We start from the raw sequence: 16,768 nt of genomic DNA, 5'->3' as shown, positions 1-16,768 counted from the left end.
AAACCGTCACGACTTCACCGCGTGCGGCGCTCGACAGATAGTAAGCCTCCATTCCATCCGGAGGTGCTGAACATGCGTGTCTTTGTTACTGGAGCGTCGGGATTCGTCGGCTCGGCCGTCGTCGCCGAACTCGTGGCCGCCGGGCACTCGGTGCTCGGCCTTGCGCGGTCCGATGCGGCCGCCGCGTCGGTGGCGGCCGCGGGCGCCGACGTGCATCGCGGGTCGCTGGAGGATCTCGACAGCCTGACGCGCGGTGCCGAACGCGCCGACGCGGTGATCCACACGGGATTCAATCACGATTTCTCGCGCTTCGCGCAGAACTGCGAACTCGATCGCCGCGCGATCGAGACGATCGGCACGGCGCTCGCGGGCTCGGCGCGGCCGCTGGTCGTCACGTCGGGGCTCGCGCTCGTCGCGCCCGGCCGCGCGGCGACCGAGGACGATCCGCACGTGCCGGTGTCGTCGACGTATCCGCGTGCGTCCGAAGCGACCGCGGTCGCGCTGGAGGCGCGCGGCGTGCATGCGTCGGTCGTGCGCCTGCCGCCGTCCGTGCACGGCGACGGCGATCATGCCTTCGTGCCGCGGCTGATTGCGTTCGCGCGGGAGAAGGGGGCGTCGGCCTTTATCGGCGACGGCGACAACCGCTGGCCGGCCGTACACCGGCTCGATGCGGCGCGCGTGTACCGGCTCGCGATCGAACGCGGCGCGGCCGGTGCGCGCTATCACGCGGTCGACGATACCGGTGTGCAGTTGCGCGAGATCGCGGAAGTGATCGGCCGGCGGCTGAACGTGCCGGTCGTCGCGAAGTCGCCGGCGGAGGCCGGTGAGCACTTCGGCTGGTTCGCGATGTTTGCCGGCATGGATGCGCCGGCCACCAGCGAACGCACGCGGGCATTGCTCGACTGGACGCCGACGCAGCCGCGGCTGCTGGCCGATATCGACCGGCCGCGGTATTTCGAAAGCTGAGCGGCCGCCGTGGCCCATCGTCCGCCCTCCGTACGGCGACGATGCATGGCCGCCCGCCGTGTCATTCGACCGGATGCAGGTCCTGCAGCAGCGTCGGCACGAGTTCCGACACGGTCGGGTGGATATGCATCGCGCGGCTGATCGTCGTGTACGGCGCGCCGGCGGCCATTACGTCGAGCATCCCGTGCACGACCTCGTCGCCGGTCACGCCGAGGATCGACGCGCCGAGGATCGCGTGGCTGTCCGCGTCGACGATCACCTTCATGAAGCCCTGGCTCTCGCCTTTCTCGACCGCACGGCCGACGCGCGTCATCGGGCGCGTGCCGACCAGCAGCCGGCGGCCCGTCTGCTTCGCTTCCGCGAGCGTCATGCCGACGCGGCCGAGCGGCGGATCGATATACATCGCATAGGCCGTGATGCGGTCGGACACCTTGCGCGGATCGTCGTCGAGCAGGTTGGCCGCGACGATCTCGAAGTCGTTGTACGCGGTGTGCGTGAACGCGCCGCGCCCGTTGCAGTCGCCGAGCGCCCAGATGCCCGGCACGTTCGTGCGCAACTGTTCGTCGACGACGATATAGCCGCGCGCGTCGGTGTCGACGCCCGCGCGGTCGAGCCCGAGATCGTCGGTGTTCGGCACGCGGCCGACCGCGAGCAGCAGGTGCGAGCCCGCGACCTCGCGGCCGCCGCCCGGGCAATCGAGGCCGACCACGATGCCGTCGCCGTCGCGCCGCGCGCTCAGGCAGTTCGCATCGAGCTGCACGTCGATGCCTTCGTTCTCGAGAATCTCGCGCACGGCCTGCGACACGTCTTCGTCCTCGCGGCGGATCAGGCGCGAGCCCTTCTCGACGATCGTGACCTTCGATCCGAAGCGGCGATACATCTGGCCGAATTCGAGTCCGACATAGCTGCCGCCGACGATCACCAGATGCTCGGGCAGGAAGTCGACGTCCATCATCGTCGAATTGGTCAGGTACGGCACCGAGTCGAGGCCCGGCATCGCGGGCACCTGCGCGCGCCCGCCGACGTTGATGAAGATGCGTTCGGCTTCGAGCAGCTCGTCGCCCACGCGCACGGCGTCGGCGCGCTCGAATCGGGCGTGACCCTGAAACACCGTGGTGTTCGCGAGGCCGCGCACCCATTGCTCGACGCCGTGGTTCGAGCGGCCGGAAATCTGGTCCTTGCGCGCCTTCACGGCTTTCATGTCGACGGTGACGGGGCCGCCGACCGACACGCCGTATTCGCCGGCGCGCCGCGCGAGCTGCGCGGCGTATGCGCTTGCGATCAGCGTCTTGGTCGGGATACAGCCGGTGTTCACGCAGGTGCCGCCGAAGCGGCCGCGTTCGATGATCGCGACTTTCATGCCGGCGGCCGAAAGCCGCGCGGCGAGCGGCGGCCCGGCCTGGCCGGTGCCGATGACGATCGCGTCGAAGTGTTGCGTCATGACGTCCTCCTGTGCGGGGCAACGAGGAAAGGGGCAGGCGCAAGCCTCGTGCCGGCCGGCGGTCGCCGAGCGGCGACGAGCGCCTATGGTAGACCCGTTGGCGCGGTGTCGCGAGCGGTGGGCTGGCGATGGCCGCCGCATTGAAACGCCGGCACCGCGGGCGGCGCCGGCGCGTGCCGGGCGCGGCGGCTAGTCCTTGCGCTTCCACTGCCCGAACGTCACCGGCCGGTGCGCGTCGGCGCGCGTGACGGTGACGTGGTCGGGCTGGCCGTCGAGCGGGAACGATTCGGTGACGATCTGGTTCGAGAACAGCCAGCCGTGCGTGCGCGGGTCGTAGCGGAACGTGATGTAGTCGGTCCAGTGCTGCCCGCAGGCGACGGCGTTTTGCACGGTGAAATAGCGGCCCTTCACCGAGAAGCCGTTGTCGGCGGCATCCTCGGGATCGAACGGATCGCACTGGCCGCCTTCGTTCGCGCGCAGCACGACCTGGTCGTTGCGTGCGGCGAGCCGGTAGGTGTGGTCGGCTTGCTCCTCGTAGATCAGCAGCGGGCGCGGCGACGGCTGTTCGCGCGTATCGACCGCGCGATGCACGACGACGAGAAAGCTGTGGCGCCCGTTGTCGAGATCCGGCCCGGGCTGCGCGAGCAGCGGCTGGTAGCCGGGCGGCAGTTGCGCGGCGATCGACTTCGGCAGGTCGACGGCGCGGGCGGCGGCAGGCAGTGCCGCGAGCAGCGGGAGCAGCAGGGTAGCGAGGCGGAGAACGCGCATGGCGGGAGGTCCGGTCGAAAGGAGGAAAGGGTTACCGGCCGAGGGCGGTGACGGATCGCGCCCGGGAAATTCGGTGCCCGGCAGCGGATTGAACGCGACTGGCGGCGCGGATCTCGATCATGGTGGTGAGGACGAGAAAGAGGGCCAGCATAGCAGCGCGCGGCCGCTTTCTGCCACGCGCGAAGCGTGCCAGAATCAGCGCTTCGACCGTCGGAAACGACACGCCGGCGCCGGCGAATCGGCGTCGCTGACCAAGGGGACTTCGATGACTGCATCGGCTGCCGTATTCGCCATCCTGGGTGCGCTGTTTCTCGGCGCGATGATTCCGGGCCCGAGCTTCGTGCTGGTGGCGCGCAATTCGATCGGGCTGTCGCGCCGCGACGGGCTCGCCACCGCGCTCGGCATGGGCATCGGCGGCATCGTGTTCGGCGGCCTCGCGCTGGCCGGGCTCTACACGCTGCTGCAGGCCGTCGAATGGCTGTATGTCGGCCTCAAGGTCGCGGGCGGTGCGTACCTGATCTACATGGCGTCGAAGATCTGGCGCGGCGCCGACCGGCCGATCGCGATGGACGACCCGCAGGCGATGGCCGGCGGCAGCGCGCGCAATTCGTTCCTGACGGGCCTCACGACCCAGCTCAGCAACCCGAAGACGGCGATCTGGTACGGCAGCATCTTCGCGGCGCTGCTCCCGCAGCATCCGCCGCTGTGGTGCTACCTCGTGTTGCCGCCGCTCGTGTTCGCCGTCGAATTCGGCTGGTATACGCTCGTCGCGCTGTGCTTCTCGACGCGCCGGCCGCGCGAGCTCTACCTGCGTGCGAAGAAGTGGGTCGACCGCATCGCGGCCGGCGCGATCACGCTGCTCGGGCTGCGGCTGATCCTGAACGCGCCGAAAGCGGGGATCTGACCTTTCCGTCCCGATCCGCATCTCGCGGCGGCCAGCCATTCCTCAGGCTGACCGCCGCCTTGAACCGGCCGGGCCGCCACTTGCGCCTGCATCGGCGTTTCGCAAACGCGTGCCTTTCCTCATGACGCGGCCGTTCACCGGGCCGCCGCCGACGCTCCTCCCGACCACCCGCCACCGCCCGCCGAGCCTTGCGCGACGGGCGTTCGCGTGTGTCGCACGACGCGCCGGCCGGCGCCGCCTCCCCGATTCTGACGGCCGACCTCCCGGCGACGTGTAAACTGCTGCCTTTTTTGACGGTTTGCAGCATGGTGCAAGCACCTCCGCGCCCGGCGCTGAGCGGTCCGACGCTCGTCCGGCTGCTCGCGCGCCTGGCCGATGCCGACGTCGCGGAATCCCGGCAGACGCTGTCCGACCGGCTGAGCCAGTGGCTCGGCTGGACCGACGCGATCACGCTGTCGTCCGCGCTGACCGCGAGCCCGCCGGGCGTCGCGGCCGGCGTGCGCGGCTACGATGCGGAACGCGACTGCGCGCGCGTGCGCCACGACCTCGCGCAGGCGATCACGGCCACCCACCGGCCGCGTGCGCGACGCCGGCCCGGCGAACTGCCGCCGCCGGCCGCCGATACGGCCGATTTCGCGGACTTCCGCCAGCGTTACCTGACGCTGCAACAGGATATGGAAACGGCGATCGGCCAGTTGCGCGGCCGACTGCGGGTCGCGCTCGCCGCGCGCTCGTCCGGGATGGCGCGGCTCGCGACGCTCGACACGATCATGGAGCGCGTGCTCGGCGCGCGCGAGCGCAGCCTGTTGTCGGCCGTGCCCGCGCTGCTCGGCACGCGTTTCGCGCGGTTGCGCGACGCGGAACGGCAGGCGCTGGCCGATGCCGAATCCGCTGCTGCTGCTGCGTCCGACGCATCCTGTCCGGCTGATGACCGCGCGGCGGCCGACACCACGGCCGTCGCGGCGATCGTGCCCGGCACATGGCTCGATACGTTTCGCGACGAGATGCAAAGCATCCTGCTCGCCGAACTCGAAGTCCGGTTTCAAACGGTAGACGGGCTGCTCGCGGCCCTTCGCACCAGCTAATCAACACGCTATGTCCAGAATTCGCCTTGATCTCGTTGTCTTCGTCGCCGGTCTGCTCGCAGTGGGCTGGATCGGTGTCGGCTATGTCGCGTCGAACCCGCTGGCGGCGGCTGTCACGCTGCTGATCGGCGCGTGCTACGTCGCCGGCGCATGGGAGCTGCTGCGCTACCGCCAGGCGACCGCCACGCTGTCGCGCGCGGTGGCCGGCCTGGCCGAACCGCCCGCGAAGCTCGACACGTGGCTCGACACGCTGCACCCGGGCCTGCGCGGCGCCGTGCGCGCACGGGTCGAAGGCGCGCGCGTCGCGCTGCCGGGCCCGGCGCTCACGCCGTACCTCGTCGGCCTGCTCGTGCTGCTCGGCATGCTCGGCACGCTGCTCGGGATGGTCGTCACGCTGAAGGGCACGGGCGCCGCGCTCGAAAGCGCGACCGATCTCGACGCGATCCGCGCATCGCTGATCGCGCCGGTGAAGGGCCTCGGGTTCGCGTTCGGCACGTCGATTGCCGGCGTCGCGACGTCCGCGATGCTCGGGTTGCTGTCCGCGCTCGTGCGCCGCGAGCGGATCGATGCGGCCCAGCAGCTCGACGCGAAGATCGCGACGACGCTGCGCGTGCATTCGTCCGCGCACCAGCGCGACGAATCGTTCCGGCTGCTGCAGCGCCAGGCCGACGTGATGCCGGCGCTGGTCGACCGGCTGCAGACGATGATGACGACGCTCGAGGCGCGCAGCGTTGCGTTGCACGATCGCCAGCTCGAAAGCCAGCAGGCGTTTTTCGACCGGACCGAGCGCGCATATGCGGGCCTCGCGTCGAACGTCGGCGACGCGCTGAAGGAAAGCGCCGCCGAAAGCGCGCGCGTGGCCGGTGCCGCGCTGCAGCCGGTCGTCGCCGCGACGATGACGGGGCTCGCGCAGGAGATGGCCGCGCTGCGCGACACCGTGACGGGCGCCGTGCAGCGTCAGCTCGACGGGCTGACGGAAGGCTTCGAGAAGACCACCGGCAACGTGACGGCCGTCTGGAACCGCGCGATCGACGAACAACGTCAGGCGGGCGACGCCGTCGCGCAGCAGCTGCGGACGACGCTCGGCCAGTTCGCCGACACCTTCGCGCAGCGTTCGACCGATCTGCTCGACGGCGTCGCGACGCGCCTCGAATCGACCGAAGGCCGCTTGTCGGAGGCGTGGCGCGATGCGCTGTCGCGGCAGGAGCAGGTCGGCGAGACGCTCGCGAGCCAGCACGCACGTGCGCTGGGCGAAGCCGCCGCGACGTTCGAACGACATTCGGGTGCGACGCTCGCCGCGATGCGCGAGTCGCACGCGGGGCTGCAGACCGAACTGGCCGCGCGCGACGAACAGCGTCTCGCGGCGTGGAACGACTCGTTGTCCGCGATGGCCGCGAAGCTCGGCGACGAATGGCAGCGTGCGGGTGAGCACAGTGCGGGCCGTCAGCAGGAAATCTGCGATGCACTCGCGCAAACCACGCGCGATCTCGCCGCACAGGCTTCGACGTTCGAACAACGCTCGAACGACCTGCTGTCGACGATTCGCGATTCGCACACGGGCCTGCAATCTCAACTGGCCGCACGCGACGAAGCACGCCTGTCTGCCTGGAACGATTCGCTGGCTGCAATGGCCGCGAAGCTCGGCGACGAATGGCAGCGTGCAGGTGTGCATAGCGCCGGCCGTCAGCAGGAAATCTGCGATGCGCTCGCACAAACGACGCGCGATCTCACCGCACAGGCTTCGACGTTCGAACAACGCTCGAATGATCTGCTGTCGACGATTCGCGACTCGTATACGGGCCTGCAATCGCAACTTGAGGCGCGCGACGAAGCGCGCCTGTCGGCCTGGAACGATTCGCTGGCTGCAATGGCGGCGAAGCTCGGCGATGAATGGCAGCGTGCAGGCGTGCACAGCGCCGGCCGTCAGCAGGAAATCTGCGACGCGCTCGCCCAAACGACGCGCGATCTCACCGCGCAGGCTTCGACGTTCGAACAACGCTCGAACGAGCTGCTGACGACGATTCGCGATTCGCACACGGGCCTGCAATCGCAACTTGAGGCACGCGACGAAGCACGCCTGTCGGCCTGGAACGATTCACTGGCTGCAATGGCGGCGAAGCTCGGCGACGAATGGCAACGCGCAGGCGTGCATAGCACGGGCCGTCAACAGGAAATCTGCGACGCCCTTGCGCAAACGACGCGCGATCTCACCGCGCAGGCTTCGACGTTCGAACAACGCTCGAACGATCTGCTGACGACGATCCGCGATTCGCACACGGGCCTGCAGTCGCAACTCGCCGCACGCGACGAAGCACGCCTGTCCGCCTGGAACGATTCGCTCGCTGCGATGGCGGCCGCGCTGCGCGACGAATGGGCGCAGACGAGCGCGCAAGCCGCGATGCGCCAGCAGGACATCTGCGACACGCTGACCCGCACCGCGAACGACATCACGGCGCAGGCGCAGGAGCACGCAAGCGACACGATCAACGAAATCGCGCGCCTCGTGCAGGCCGCGTCGGAGGCGCCGAAAGCCGCGGCCGACGTCGTCGCCGAACTGCGCCAGCGCCTGTCCGACAGCATGGTGCGCGACACCGCGACGCTCGAGGAGCGCAGCCGCCTGCTCGCGACGCTCGAAACGCTGCTCGGCGCGGTCAATCACGCGTCGACCGAACAGCGCGCCGCGATCGACGCGCTCGTCAGCACGTCGGCCGACCTGCTCGACCGCGTCGGCGCGCGCTTCAACGACACCGTCGATGCCGAAACGCGCAAGCTCGACTCGGTGGCCGCGCAGGTCACGGCCGGCGCCGTCGAGGTGGCGAGCCTCGGCGATGCGTTCGGGATGGCCGTGCAGGTATTCGGAGAATCGAACGACAAGCTGCTGACCCATCTGCAGCGCATTGAGGTCGCGCTCGAGAAATCGCTCGCGCGCAGCGACGAGCAGCTGGAGTATTACGTCGCGCAGGCGCGCGAGGTGATCGACCTGAGCGTGATGTCGCAGAAGCAGATCGTCGAAGACATGCAGCAGCTCGCCGGCCGGCGCGCACCCGTCGGAGCGTAACGCATGCACGACGAAATCGACGGCGGCGCGCAATCGGCGCCGGTATGGCCCGCGTTCGCCGACCTGATGTCGGTGTTGCTCGGTGCGTTCGTGCTGGTCCTCGTCGGCGTGATCGGCATGCAGCTGCAGCTCACGTCGAAGCTCGAGGAAGCCGTGCGGGCGCGCCAGCTCGAGGCGCAGCAGCGCAAGTCGCTCGAACAGGCGCTCGCGGGGCCGCTCGCGGCCGGCCGCGTGACGCTCGTGAACGGGCGCATCGGCATCAGCGGCAACGTGCTGTTCGCATTGAACTCCGACCAGTTGCAGCCCGCGGGCCGCGACCTGCTGAAGACGCTGGCCGTGCCGCTCGCCACGTACCTGAAGACGCGCGACGAGATCCTGATGGTCAGCGGCTTCGCCGACGACCAGCAGGTGCATGCCGGCAACCGCCTGTTCGCGGACAACTGGGAACTGTCGGCCAAGCGCGCGTTGACGGTCACGCGCGCGTTGATCGACGCAGGCGTGCCGGCGTCGTCGGTGTTCGCGGCCGCGTTCGGCTCCGAGCAGCCGGTCAGCTCGAATGCGGACGATGAAGGCCGCGCGAAGAACCGCCGGGTGGAGATCGCGCCGGTGCCGCGCAAGTCGGCATCGAACGGAGGGAAGGCGAAGTGACGGACGACGCGACGCACGTGCGCGCGACGCTCGACGCGTGGCGCGAGCAGGGTGCCGACCGGCTCGAACCCGTGCGCTTTCACCGGATCGACGCGCTCGAACGGCGCGCGGCTGCACTCGACGGCGCCGCGCGTGCGTTGCTCGACGCGCGGCTGGCGACGCTGATCGAAGGCTATGCGGCAGTCGTCGCGCGGGCGGAGGAAGCGCGCGCCACGGATGACGGGGCACCGGTCGCGTCGCGTCGTGGCGCGCTCTCGGCGCTCGTCGACCGGCTCGCACGCGACGCGCAGGCCGACCGGCGCGGGCTCGATCCCGAACTGGTCGACTACTTCCGCACGCTGTGGTCGAAGGTCCGCACGGAACAGCAGTACCGGCAGTCGCTCGACCAGGTGCCGCGCAACGCGGGGCCGCTCAATTCGAACAGTCTCGTGCACCGGTCGCTCGCGACGATGCGCGAGTTGTCGCCGGAATATCTTCAGCAGTTCCTGTCGTACGTCGATGCGCTCGCGTGGCTCGAGGATCTCGCCGGCGGCGGCGCGCAGCCCGAGAAGGAAGCGCCGCGCGCGAAGGCGGCCAAACCGGCGAGAAAGACGACGCGCGCCAAGGCGCGATAACGCCGCGCGGCACGTGCTCGCGCGTGCGGGTTGCCTACCGGCCCGGTGCCGGCTCGTCGATCGCCGCGCGCAGCGCGTGCAACGCATCGACCAGCGCCGACGCGAACGGCGGATGCGCGGCGATGCCCGCCGCATCGAGCTGGCTCCCGAGGATCGGCAGCGCGATCGATGCAGGTTCGACGATGCGCGCCGACATGACCGACAACGTTTCCCGCAGCGCCGCGTCCGCATGTGTCGCCCGCGGCGACGCGTTCAGCACCGCGACCGGCTTGTACACGACGGCCTCGCATCCCACGATCCAGTCCAGCGCGTTCTTCATCACGCCCGTCACGCCATGCGCGTATTCCGGGCTGGCGATCAGTACGCCGTCGGCTGCGTTCAGGCGGTCGATCAGATCGCGCACCGCGGCGGGCGTCGGGTATTCGGCATCGGGATTGAACAACGGGAATTTGCCGAGACGATCGAAGCGCGTGACATGCATGCCGCGCGGAGCAACGAGCGCGGCCGCGTCGAGCAGAGCGGCGTTGTACGACTGCGCGCGGAGGCTGCCGCACAGCGCGACGATGTCGATGCGGCGCTCGGAGTCGGTTCGGGGATCGGTGGTCATCGATGGGTGTGTCGGTTGGCGCGCAGTGCGTAGCCGCGTCGCGCGGTCCGGACGGATTATCGCATCGGCGTCCGAGCGGCGCGGCGTGCGCTGCCGACGCTTGCAGCCTGCGGTGCCGCGTTGAAAATCGCCGCGGGATCACACTGCACCGGTTCCGCGTCGCTCATCCCGGCCGCCCGCGCGAATTCCGTCATCGTCCATCCATGGCCGAGCAACAGCCGCCGCGTATGCAGTGCGCCATGCACATCGTCGGCAACGGTATCGCCGAGATAGCGCAGCGCGCGGCCCTCGACATCGACAAAGCCGTGCCGGTAATCGTGCGCGAGCGCCGTCCACAGCTGCGCGGCGCCGACCGACTGGCGCGCGCCGCTGATCAGGCACAGGCCCGCGTCGAGCCCCCAGCGGTACAGCGCCGTCGCGAGGCCCTTGCGTTGCGCCGAGCCGCGCAGCCGCGTATGCGGCGCGCGCAGGTAGCGATCGGCGCGGCGGGGGATTTCGGGCAGGCGGTTGAACACCGTGTAGCCGGCGAGCTGGCGCGCGGCCGGATCCTCGATGTACAGGAAGTATTCGCCGTCCGCTTCGCGGTGGCGGATGACCAGGCCCGAGCGGCCGAGCGCGACGGCCGGCAGGCCGTGCAGGCGATGGCCTGGCTGGTGGAGGCGCTCATGAAGTGTGTCGAGTTCGTCGTCGATGTCGTGTTGGGAATGCTGTACGTCGATACGCATGGCAAAGGCCGCCCGTCCCGGGCGGTTCGGGAAAGAGGTTCATCGCAACAGGGAACAGGAATGGCTGCGGCCCCCGGGCTCGGCGAAGCGAGCCGGGGCCGCGAATCAGCTGGGGATGTGCTGGAAACCGGCGGCGATCGCGGCGAGGCCCGCGATGCAGAGTGCGAACAGGATCAGGACTTTGTGGATCACGCCTCTTTCCTCCTGAATGCGCGGCGCCGGCGGGCGGCATCGCGGAGACGGTGAGCGGCGGGCACGGCCCGCACAGCCGTCGCGCGGGACGACGGTCGGAGTCCGGGCGACGGATCGTGTGCGGACGGCCAGCACCATACGCGACGCTTCGCGGGCGGGCAATCGGACTGGCGGAGAAAAGCGACGAAAAGCGGGGAATCGCGTCGTTTCGCGACAATTGGCCGCAAGGGGCCGTACGTCGACGTGTTCGGCGATGCGGGCTGACACGCGCCGTCACGCGGTGGAAAGCGTACGTGGCGCGCTAGGCGTCAGCGCGAGGCCGCTACCCGTGCGACGGCCGGAACGGCGTGCACCGCCGCCCCGGCACTGGCCGCAACCGCAATCGCAGACGTCACGCCACCTGCCGCCCCCCGAACGCCTGCCGGATCCGCGCGAACAGCCCGTGCTGTGCGATCCATTCGGCATATGCGCGATAGTCGGGATCGCGCATCAGGTGGCGCTCTTCCGTCTTCGCGCGCGTGTAGTAGATCAGGTTGACCGCGACCAGCCCCGCGCAGTGCATCAGCCCGACCTGCCAGCCGAGCGGTTCGACGAACGGCACCGACACCATCCAGTACGACAGGTTCTTCGTGATGTACGCCGGATGCTTGGTGAAGCGGTACGGGCCCGACGTGATGATCCCGCGGTTGGTGAGGTTCGAGAACCGCAGCCCGAACGAGATCGTGCATAGCGCGTAGGTCAGCAGCAGCAGGATGATCACCGCGCCCCAGATCACGCGCAGCGTCGGCGCCGACAGCAGCCAGTTGTCCCAGAACACCGAGCCTTCGTAGCGGATGTAGTTGTTCGAGATCAGTGACCAGAACGGCTGGTAGCAGATCAGCGCGGCCACCCAGCCGAGCGTCGTCGGCTCGACGGTGCGCACGTGGCTGTCGAGGATGCGGAACGTGCACAGGTAGCCGACGGTGCCGAACATCAGGTCCATCGTGAAAGACAGGTCGTACATGAACACGAAGGTCGCGATCGTCATCGGCGCGTGCATCGCGTTCGCGAGCGACGCGCTCAGGTGATCGGCGTCCTTCGACAGGTAGACGGTCATCAGCGGCAGGAAGAACGCCTTCACGCCCCAGCCGGCGAGCATCTCGCGCACCGGCTTCCAGCTCGCGGGCCGCTCGCGGCGGAACAGGAAGCGGCCCCACAGCAGGTATGCGTCGTCGGTTTCGCGCTGGTGGCGGTCCATCCACGCGAAGTAGAACGGCGCGGCGACGATCACGTACGGCGCGAGCGAGCGCAGCAGCGACCAGAACGGCAGGTAGAACGCGCCGTGGTATTCGGGCAGCAGCCAGTAGAGGATGCCGATGCCCGCGTAGATCGACGTCAGCGCGCCGAGCCGCGTCGCGACGCGCGCGATGCCGAGCGGCCGGACGGCCTGCCGCGACAGCCCCGCGCTCGGGCGCAGGTAGACGCGTGAGATGAAGAGTTCGTGCAGCGCGATCGTGCCGATGATCGCGAGGCTGGCGATGACCGCGCGCGTGGCGGCGTCGAGCGTCGGCTGGTCGCGCGTGATCCACAGCGCGAAGAGTCCGGCTGCGATGCCGAGCAGGCCGGCACGCAAGGGCGTGGCGGAACGCGGTGGGCGGTCCTGGGCAGCGACGACGCCGTCGAGCGTGGAGTTCATGATCGGATCCTCGTACGGATGAGGGCCGGCGCCCCCGCTTGGCGGGTGACGCCGGCCGTCGGCCGGGCTTTGTATGGATGCGCGCCCGGCCATTGGCCTGTCGTTCTGATACGTGATGCGTTGACGCTTACTTCTTGGGGGCGGCGCCCAGCAGACCGCCGAGCAGGTTGGTCACCGGCGACAGCAGGTTGCCGGCACCGCCCGCGGCACCACCGTTCGAGCTGCCGGTCAGGCCGGCTGCCACGGTGCCGCTGCCGGCCGGCGTCGTTGCCGTGCCGGCCGCGCCGCCGGGGCTGACCGTGCCGGTGGCACCGGCCGACCCGGCCGGCGTCGTCAGCGCACCCGTCAGCGTGCCGACCGGGCCGCTCGACAGCAGGCCGCCGAGGGTGCCCGACACGTTGCCGCCCGGCGTCGTGACCGTGCCCGTGAGGCTGGCGCCGAGCGGGGTCAGCGAGTTGACGAGGTTCGTGACCGGCGCCAGCAGGGCGCCGATGCCCGCGCCACCGGTACCGCTGGTGCCGCCGGTGCCGCCGGTGCCGCTCGTGCCGCTCGTGCCGCCCGAACCGAGGCCGCCGAGCGCGCCCGTCACCGTCCCGAGCAGGCCGGTGATCGGTGCGAGCGGGCCGCCGCTGCTGGTGCCGCTCGTGCCGCTGGTACCGCCCGAACCGCTCGAGCTGCCGCCGCCGAGCCCGCCCGTCAGCGTGCCGAGCAGGCCGGTGACCGGCGCGAGCGGGTTGCTGCCGCTGCTGGAGCTGCCGCTGGACAGCAGGCCGCCGGCCGACCCTACCGTGTTACCGAGCTGGGACACGCTGTTGCCCGCGCTCGTGCCGACCGGGTTGCCGGTTGCGCTGCCGACCTGCGAGCCGGCGAGGCCGAGGCCGCTGCCGAGCGTGCCCAGCAGGCCGCTGAGCGGGGCGCCGAGCAAGGTCGTGTTGCCGAGCGTCTGGGTGACGCCAGGCGTGGTGACGCCGCCGGTCAGCGTGTTCGTGATGGGGTTGATCACGCTGCCGAGCTGCGTCTCGAGTTGCTGCACCGGCGCGCTGTTGAGCGCCGTGTTCAGCGCCGATGCGGTCGAGTTGACCGCGGTGCCGACCGTGTTGACGAGACTGCCGACCAGGGTCGTCGCAGGCGCGAGCGGCGACAGCGGACCGGTGCCGAGGCTCGTCACCGCATTGCCGAGACTGTTGACCGCGCCGCCGGCGCCGGTCAGCAGGCCGGTGGTCGACGTGATCGTCGGGCCGAGCGGGTTCGGCGACACGCCGATCGAGCCGAGGCCGGCCGCGACGCCGTTGCCGAGCGCCTGCACGCCATTGCCGAGGCTCGTGACGGCATTGCCGACGCTGGTGGCCGTCGCCGGGTTCGTGCCGGGGATCTGCACGCCGCCGATCTGAGCGCCGCCGTTCGCGACCGTCGTGCCGAGCGCCGTCACGAGGTTGCCGGAATTCTGGAGGACATTGCCGAGGGGGGTGACGCCGGCGCCGGAGGTGCCCGAAGTGCCGGAGGTGCCGGACGTGCCGGAGGTGCCCGAAGTGCCGGAAGTGCCGGAAGTGCCGGAAGTGCCCGACGTACCGGAGGTGCCCGACGTACCGGAAGTGCCCGAGGTACCGGAGGTACCCGACGTACCGGAGGTGCCTGACGTACCGGAAGTACCCGATGTACCGGAGGTGCCCGAGGTACCGGAGGTGCCCGAGGTACCGGAAGTGCCCGACGTACCGGAAGTGCCTGACGTACCGGAGGTGCCCGAGGTACCGGAGGTACCCGACGTACCGGAGGTGCCTGACGTACCGGAAGTACCCGATGTACCGGAGGTGCCCGAGGTACCGGAGGTGCCCGAGGTACCGGAGGTGCCCGAGGTACCGGAGGTGCCCGACGTACCGGAGGTGCCCGAGGTACCGGAAGTGCCCGAGGTACCGGAAGTGCCCGACGTACCGGAAGTGCCCGACGTACCGGAGGTACCCGACGTACCGGAGGTGCCCGAGGTACCGGAAGTACCCGAGGTACCGGAGGTGCCCGAGGTACCGGAGGTACCCGAGGTACCGGAAGTACCCGAAGTACCAGAAGTAGTCCCCGAAGTGCCGGAAGTCCCCGAGCTGCCCGAACTACCCGACGTCCCCGAGCTACCGGAAGTCCCCGAAGTCCCCGAACTGCCGCCCGTCCCGGACGTGCTCGGCTTGATCGTCGGCGGGGTCGTCGGTCCATCGACCGATCCGCAGCCGTACAGCGCGAGCAGTGACGAGACGGCCATCGTTACCGTCGTCTTCTTGAAGAATTTGTGCATGTTGGCCTCGACATTGGAAGTGTGTCCAAGCCTCCTCTGCAAATTCCGCGCCACGAAAGGTTTCTCGAAACGGTGTCGCGCTTTGTTGCGGAAATCGGGAATATCGACGCGATTTAAACGGAGGAATGGCGGTTTCCCGCGACGGGCACGTATGGTGCGCGGGCGAGGCCGTCGCGATGTTCCCGTCAGTCGACGTAACGCACGGTGCGATGTTACGTAGCGTCCGACATAGCGGGACACGGGCGGCCGCGAACCGAGGGCCGCGTCTTTGACGAAACGCGCGGGGCCCGGGAACATGGCCGGACAACGCCCGGCGGCCGGCGATGCCGAAGCGGCCACGACTTCAACCAGGACACGGACATGAGCGAACAGGACAGGGAATCCGGCAAGGCGCGGCGGATCGACGTGATGGGCGAGGCATTCGTCGAGCGCGCGATGCGCGACCTCGACGGATTTTCGCGTCCGTTGCAGAACTGGCTGAACGAACACGCGTGGGGCAGCACGTGGCAGCGGGGCGGGATCGACCTGAAGACGCGCAGCCTGTGTACGTGCGCGATGCTGGCGGCGCTCGGCCGCAGTACGGAACTGAAGGGCCACATTCGCGGCGCGCTCAACAACGGCGCGAGCCTCGTCGAGATCCGCGAGGTGCTGCTGCACAGCGCGCTGTATGCGGGCGCGCCGGCCGCGGTCGAGGCATTCCGCAGCGCGCGCGAGGTGATCTCGGATCTCGGGCTGTCGGTGCCCGACGACGAAGCCTGATACCGCCCGCGGTGCCGGCTGCCGGGCGCGGCATCAGGCGTTGCCGCGCGGTCGCGGCTTACTTACGCGATGCGTACCGTCGGCGCGGCCTCCTCGGCCGGCGCGGCGGCGACCTCGAGCAGCCAGTCGGCCGTCGCATCGGGAATCGTGACCGGCAGCATGTGGCCGCCCTCGACGACCTTCAGCCGCACGCGCGCCGACTTCTTCGCGAGCGCGTCGCCGTGCTCGCGCCAGTTCAGGATCGGATCGGCGCGGCCGTACAGCACGTCGACCGGCAGCGCGAGATCCGCGTAGCGCCGCTCCATCGCGGGCAGGTCGGCGGGCGCCGACAGCAGGTCCGTCGCCGTCGCGTAGAACACGTGCGGGCGCATCCCGAGCAGGCCGCCGCCCTTGACCGGGAAGTCGCGCGGCACGTCTTCCGGCGCGAACACCTGGCGCACGGCCTTGCGGCCGGTCAGGATCGTGAGCGGGATCGCGAAGGTCCACGACACGAAGCGGCGCACGAGCGGCGACGGCAGCATCAGCGGCCGGAACGGTGCGGGCGGCTCGGTTTGCTCGTGCGACAGCGGCGCGATCAGCGCGAGCCGGCTCACGCGGTCCGCATGGTTGAGCCCGACCGCCAGCGCGATCGCGCCGCCGAGCGAATGGCCGACCAGCACGGGCTTGTCGAGGCGCAGCGCGTCGATGAACGCGGCGACCGTGCGGGCCTGTGCGTACACGTTCGCCTGCGAGTTCGCGCCGCGCAGCGAGCGGCCGGCGCCCGGCCGGTCGATGAGGATCACGCGATGCTGCTGCGCGAGCCGCGTGAGCGGCAGGTACGCGAAGTTGCGCCAATTCCCCGCGAGCCCGTGAACGAACACGATCGGCGGGCCGTTGCCGTATTCGACGTAATGGATGCGGTCGCCGTCGATGTCGACGAAGCGGCCTTCGGGCGGAAACGCGCGCGTCACGCGCCGGGCCACGTAGCCGGTGAACAGCGCGAGCGCGGCGAGTACCGCGACGACGCCAAGCAGTACGTTCTGGATCAGATGGAGCACAGGGGTCATGT

Annotated in this window: 14 protein-coding genes; 7 read left to right on the top strand and 7 right to left on the bottom strand. The window is 69.8% G+C overall.

Annotated elements, in window-relative coordinates; all coding sequences use genetic code 11:
- Positions 1–72: 72 nt before the first annotated feature.
- Positions 73–966 carry an SDR family oxidoreductase gene (locus tag AC5LXX_RS27565; RefSeq protein WP_493411777.1) on the top strand — a complete coding sequence of 298 codons (894 nt, stop codon included), beginning with the start codon at positions 73–75 and terminating at the stop codon, positions 964–966.
- Between the two features lie 61 nt (positions 967–1,027).
- Here the strand turns inward: AC5LXX_RS27565 and AC5LXX_RS27560 are convergent, their stop codons facing one another.
- Both AC5LXX_RS27560 and AC5LXX_RS27555 read right to left on the bottom strand, forming a co-directional pair.
- Positions 1,028–2,407: an FAD-containing oxidoreductase gene (locus tag AC5LXX_RS27560; RefSeq protein WP_493411776.1), complete on the bottom strand. Its 1,380-nt coding sequence runs from the start codon at positions 2,405–2,407 to the stop codon at positions 1,028–1,030.
- Positions 2,408–2,596: 189 nt separating this feature from the next.
- Complete coding sequence (locus tag AC5LXX_RS27555) at positions 2,597–3,175, bottom strand: hypothetical protein (RefSeq protein WP_493411775.1); 579 nt, start codon at positions 3,173–3,175, stop codon at positions 2,597–2,599.
- A gap of 265 nt (positions 3,176–3,440) precedes the next feature.
- Here AC5LXX_RS27555 and AC5LXX_RS27550 point away from each other — a divergent pair, with 265 nt between their 5' ends.
- The 5 genes from AC5LXX_RS27550 (at position 3,441) to AC5LXX_RS27530 (ending at position 9,484) form a co-directional block, all read left to right on the top strand.
- Positions 3,441–4,079: a LysE family translocator gene (locus AC5LXX_RS27550; protein ID WP_493411774.1), complete on the top strand. Its 639-nt coding sequence runs from the start codon at positions 3,441–3,443 to the stop codon at positions 4,077–4,079.
- A gap of 305 nt (positions 4,080–4,384) precedes the next feature.
- Positions 4,385–5,164 (top strand): DUF3348 domain-containing protein, encoded by a 780-nt coding sequence (locus tag AC5LXX_RS27545; protein ID WP_493411773.1) that lies wholly within the window; start codon positions 4,385–4,387, stop codon positions 5,162–5,164.
- A gap of 10 nt (positions 5,165–5,174) precedes the next feature.
- Complete coding sequence (locus tag AC5LXX_RS27540; RefSeq protein ID WP_493411772.1) at positions 5,175–8,222, top strand: DUF802 domain-containing protein; 3,048 nt, start codon at positions 5,175–5,177, stop codon at positions 8,220–8,222.
- Between the two features lie 3 nt (positions 8,223–8,225).
- Positions 8,226–8,870, top strand: coding sequence for an OmpA family protein (locus tag AC5LXX_RS27535; RefSeq protein ID WP_124451154.1), 645 nt, complete (start codon positions 8,226–8,228; stop codon positions 8,868–8,870).
- A complete protein-coding gene (locus tag AC5LXX_RS27530) occupies positions 8,867–9,484 on the top strand; it encodes a DUF2894 domain-containing protein (protein WP_493411771.1) in 618 nt (205 codons plus the stop codon). Before AC5LXX_RS27535 ends, AC5LXX_RS27530 begins: the two co-directional genes overlap by 4 nt.
- A gap of 34 nt (positions 9,485–9,518) precedes the next feature.
- Here AC5LXX_RS27530 and AC5LXX_RS27525 read toward each other — a convergent pair whose 3' ends face one another.
- The 4 genes from AC5LXX_RS27525 to AC5LXX_RS27510 form a co-directional block, all read right to left on the bottom strand.
- Positions 9,519–10,091 carry an NADPH-dependent FMN reductase gene (locus AC5LXX_RS27525; protein ID WP_493411770.1) on the bottom strand — a complete coding sequence of 191 codons (573 nt, stop codon included), beginning with the start codon at positions 10,089–10,091 and terminating at the stop codon, positions 9,519–9,521.
- Positions 10,092–10,147: 56 nt separating this feature from the next.
- Positions 10,148–10,816: a histone acetyltransferase gene (locus AC5LXX_RS27520; protein WP_493411769.1), complete on the bottom strand. Its 669-nt coding sequence runs from the start codon at positions 10,814–10,816 to the stop codon at positions 10,148–10,150.
- Between the two features lie 583 nt (positions 10,817–11,399).
- Positions 11,400–12,683, bottom strand: a complete 1,284-nt coding sequence (locus AC5LXX_RS27515; protein WP_493411768.1) for an isoprenylcysteine carboxylmethyltransferase family protein — start codon at positions 12,681–12,683, stop codon at positions 11,400–11,402.
- 127 nt (positions 12,684–12,810) lie between these two features.
- On the bottom strand, positions 12,811–14,961 hold the full coding sequence (locus tag AC5LXX_RS27510) for a collagen-like triple helix repeat-containing protein (RefSeq protein ID WP_493411767.1): 2,151 nt from the start codon (positions 14,959–14,961) through the stop codon (positions 12,811–12,813).
- A gap of 360 nt (positions 14,962–15,321) precedes the next feature.
- Here AC5LXX_RS27510 and AC5LXX_RS27505 point away from each other — a divergent pair, with 360 nt between their 5' ends.
- The gene (locus AC5LXX_RS27505) at positions 15,322–15,720 is read left to right on the top strand and encodes a carboxymuconolactone decarboxylase family protein (protein ID WP_124455817.1); all 399 of its coding nucleotides are present in this window, start codon (positions 15,322–15,324) and stop codon (positions 15,718–15,720) included.
- Between the two features lie 62 nt (positions 15,721–15,782).
- Here AC5LXX_RS27505 and AC5LXX_RS27500 read toward each other — a convergent pair whose 3' ends face one another.
- Positions 15,783–16,766: an alpha/beta fold hydrolase gene (locus tag AC5LXX_RS27500; RefSeq protein WP_493411766.1), complete on the bottom strand. Its 984-nt coding sequence runs from the start codon at positions 16,764–16,766 to the stop codon at positions 15,783–15,785.
- Positions 16,767–16,768 lie beyond the last annotated feature (2 nt).

The sequence above is a fragment of the Burkholderia torrens genome, assembly GCF_984668525.1.
This window is presented reverse-complemented; position numbering and strand designations above follow the sequence as displayed.

What these genes read in the sequence shown, in the direction of transcription:
- AC5LXX_RS27565 (WP_493411777.1), top strand. Translation starts at nt 73, where the DNA reads ATGCGTGTCTTTGTTACTGGAGCGTCGGGATTCGTCGGCTCGGCCGTC.
- AC5LXX_RS27560 (WP_493411776.1), bottom strand. Translation starts at nt 2,407, where the DNA reads ATGACGCAACACTTCGACGCGATCGTCATCGGCACCGGCCAGGCCGGG.
- AC5LXX_RS27555 (WP_493411775.1), bottom strand. Translation starts at nt 3,175, where the DNA reads ATGCGCGTTCTCCGCCTCGCTACCCTGCTGCTCCCGCTGCTCGCGGCA.
- AC5LXX_RS27550 (WP_493411774.1), top strand. Translation starts at nt 3,441, where the DNA reads ATGACTGCATCGGCTGCCGTATTCGCCATCCTGGGTGCGCTGTTTCTC.
- AC5LXX_RS27545 (WP_493411773.1), top strand. Translation starts at nt 4,385, where the DNA reads ATGGTGCAAGCACCTCCGCGCCCGGCGCTGAGCGGTCCGACGCTCGTC.
- AC5LXX_RS27540 (WP_493411772.1), top strand. Translation starts at nt 5,175, where the DNA reads ATGTCCAGAATTCGCCTTGATCTCGTTGTCTTCGTCGCCGGTCTGCTC.
- AC5LXX_RS27535 (WP_124451154.1), top strand. Translation starts at nt 8,226, where the DNA reads ATGCACGACGAAATCGACGGCGGCGCGCAATCGGCGCCGGTATGGCCC.
- AC5LXX_RS27525 (WP_493411770.1), bottom strand. Translation starts at nt 10,091, where the DNA reads ATGACCACCGATCCCCGAACCGACTCCGAGCGCCGCATCGACATCGTC.
- AC5LXX_RS27520 (WP_493411769.1), bottom strand. Translation starts at nt 10,816, where the DNA reads ATGCGTATCGACGTACAGCATTCCCAACACGACATCGACGACGAACTC.
- AC5LXX_RS27515 (WP_493411768.1), bottom strand. Translation starts at nt 12,683, where the DNA reads ATGAACTCCACGCTCGACGGCGTCGTCGCTGCCCAGGACCGCCCACCG.
- AC5LXX_RS27510 (WP_493411767.1), bottom strand. Translation starts at nt 14,961, where the DNA reads ATGCACAAATTCTTCAAGAAGACGACGGTAACGATGGCCGTCTCGTCA.
- AC5LXX_RS27505 (WP_124455817.1), top strand. Translation starts at nt 15,322, where the DNA reads ATGAGCGAACAGGACAGGGAATCCGGCAAGGCGCGGCGGATCGACGTG.
- AC5LXX_RS27500 (WP_493411766.1), bottom strand. Translation starts at nt 16,766, where the DNA reads ATGACCCCTGTGCTCCATCTGATCCAGAACGTACTGCTTGGCGTCGTC.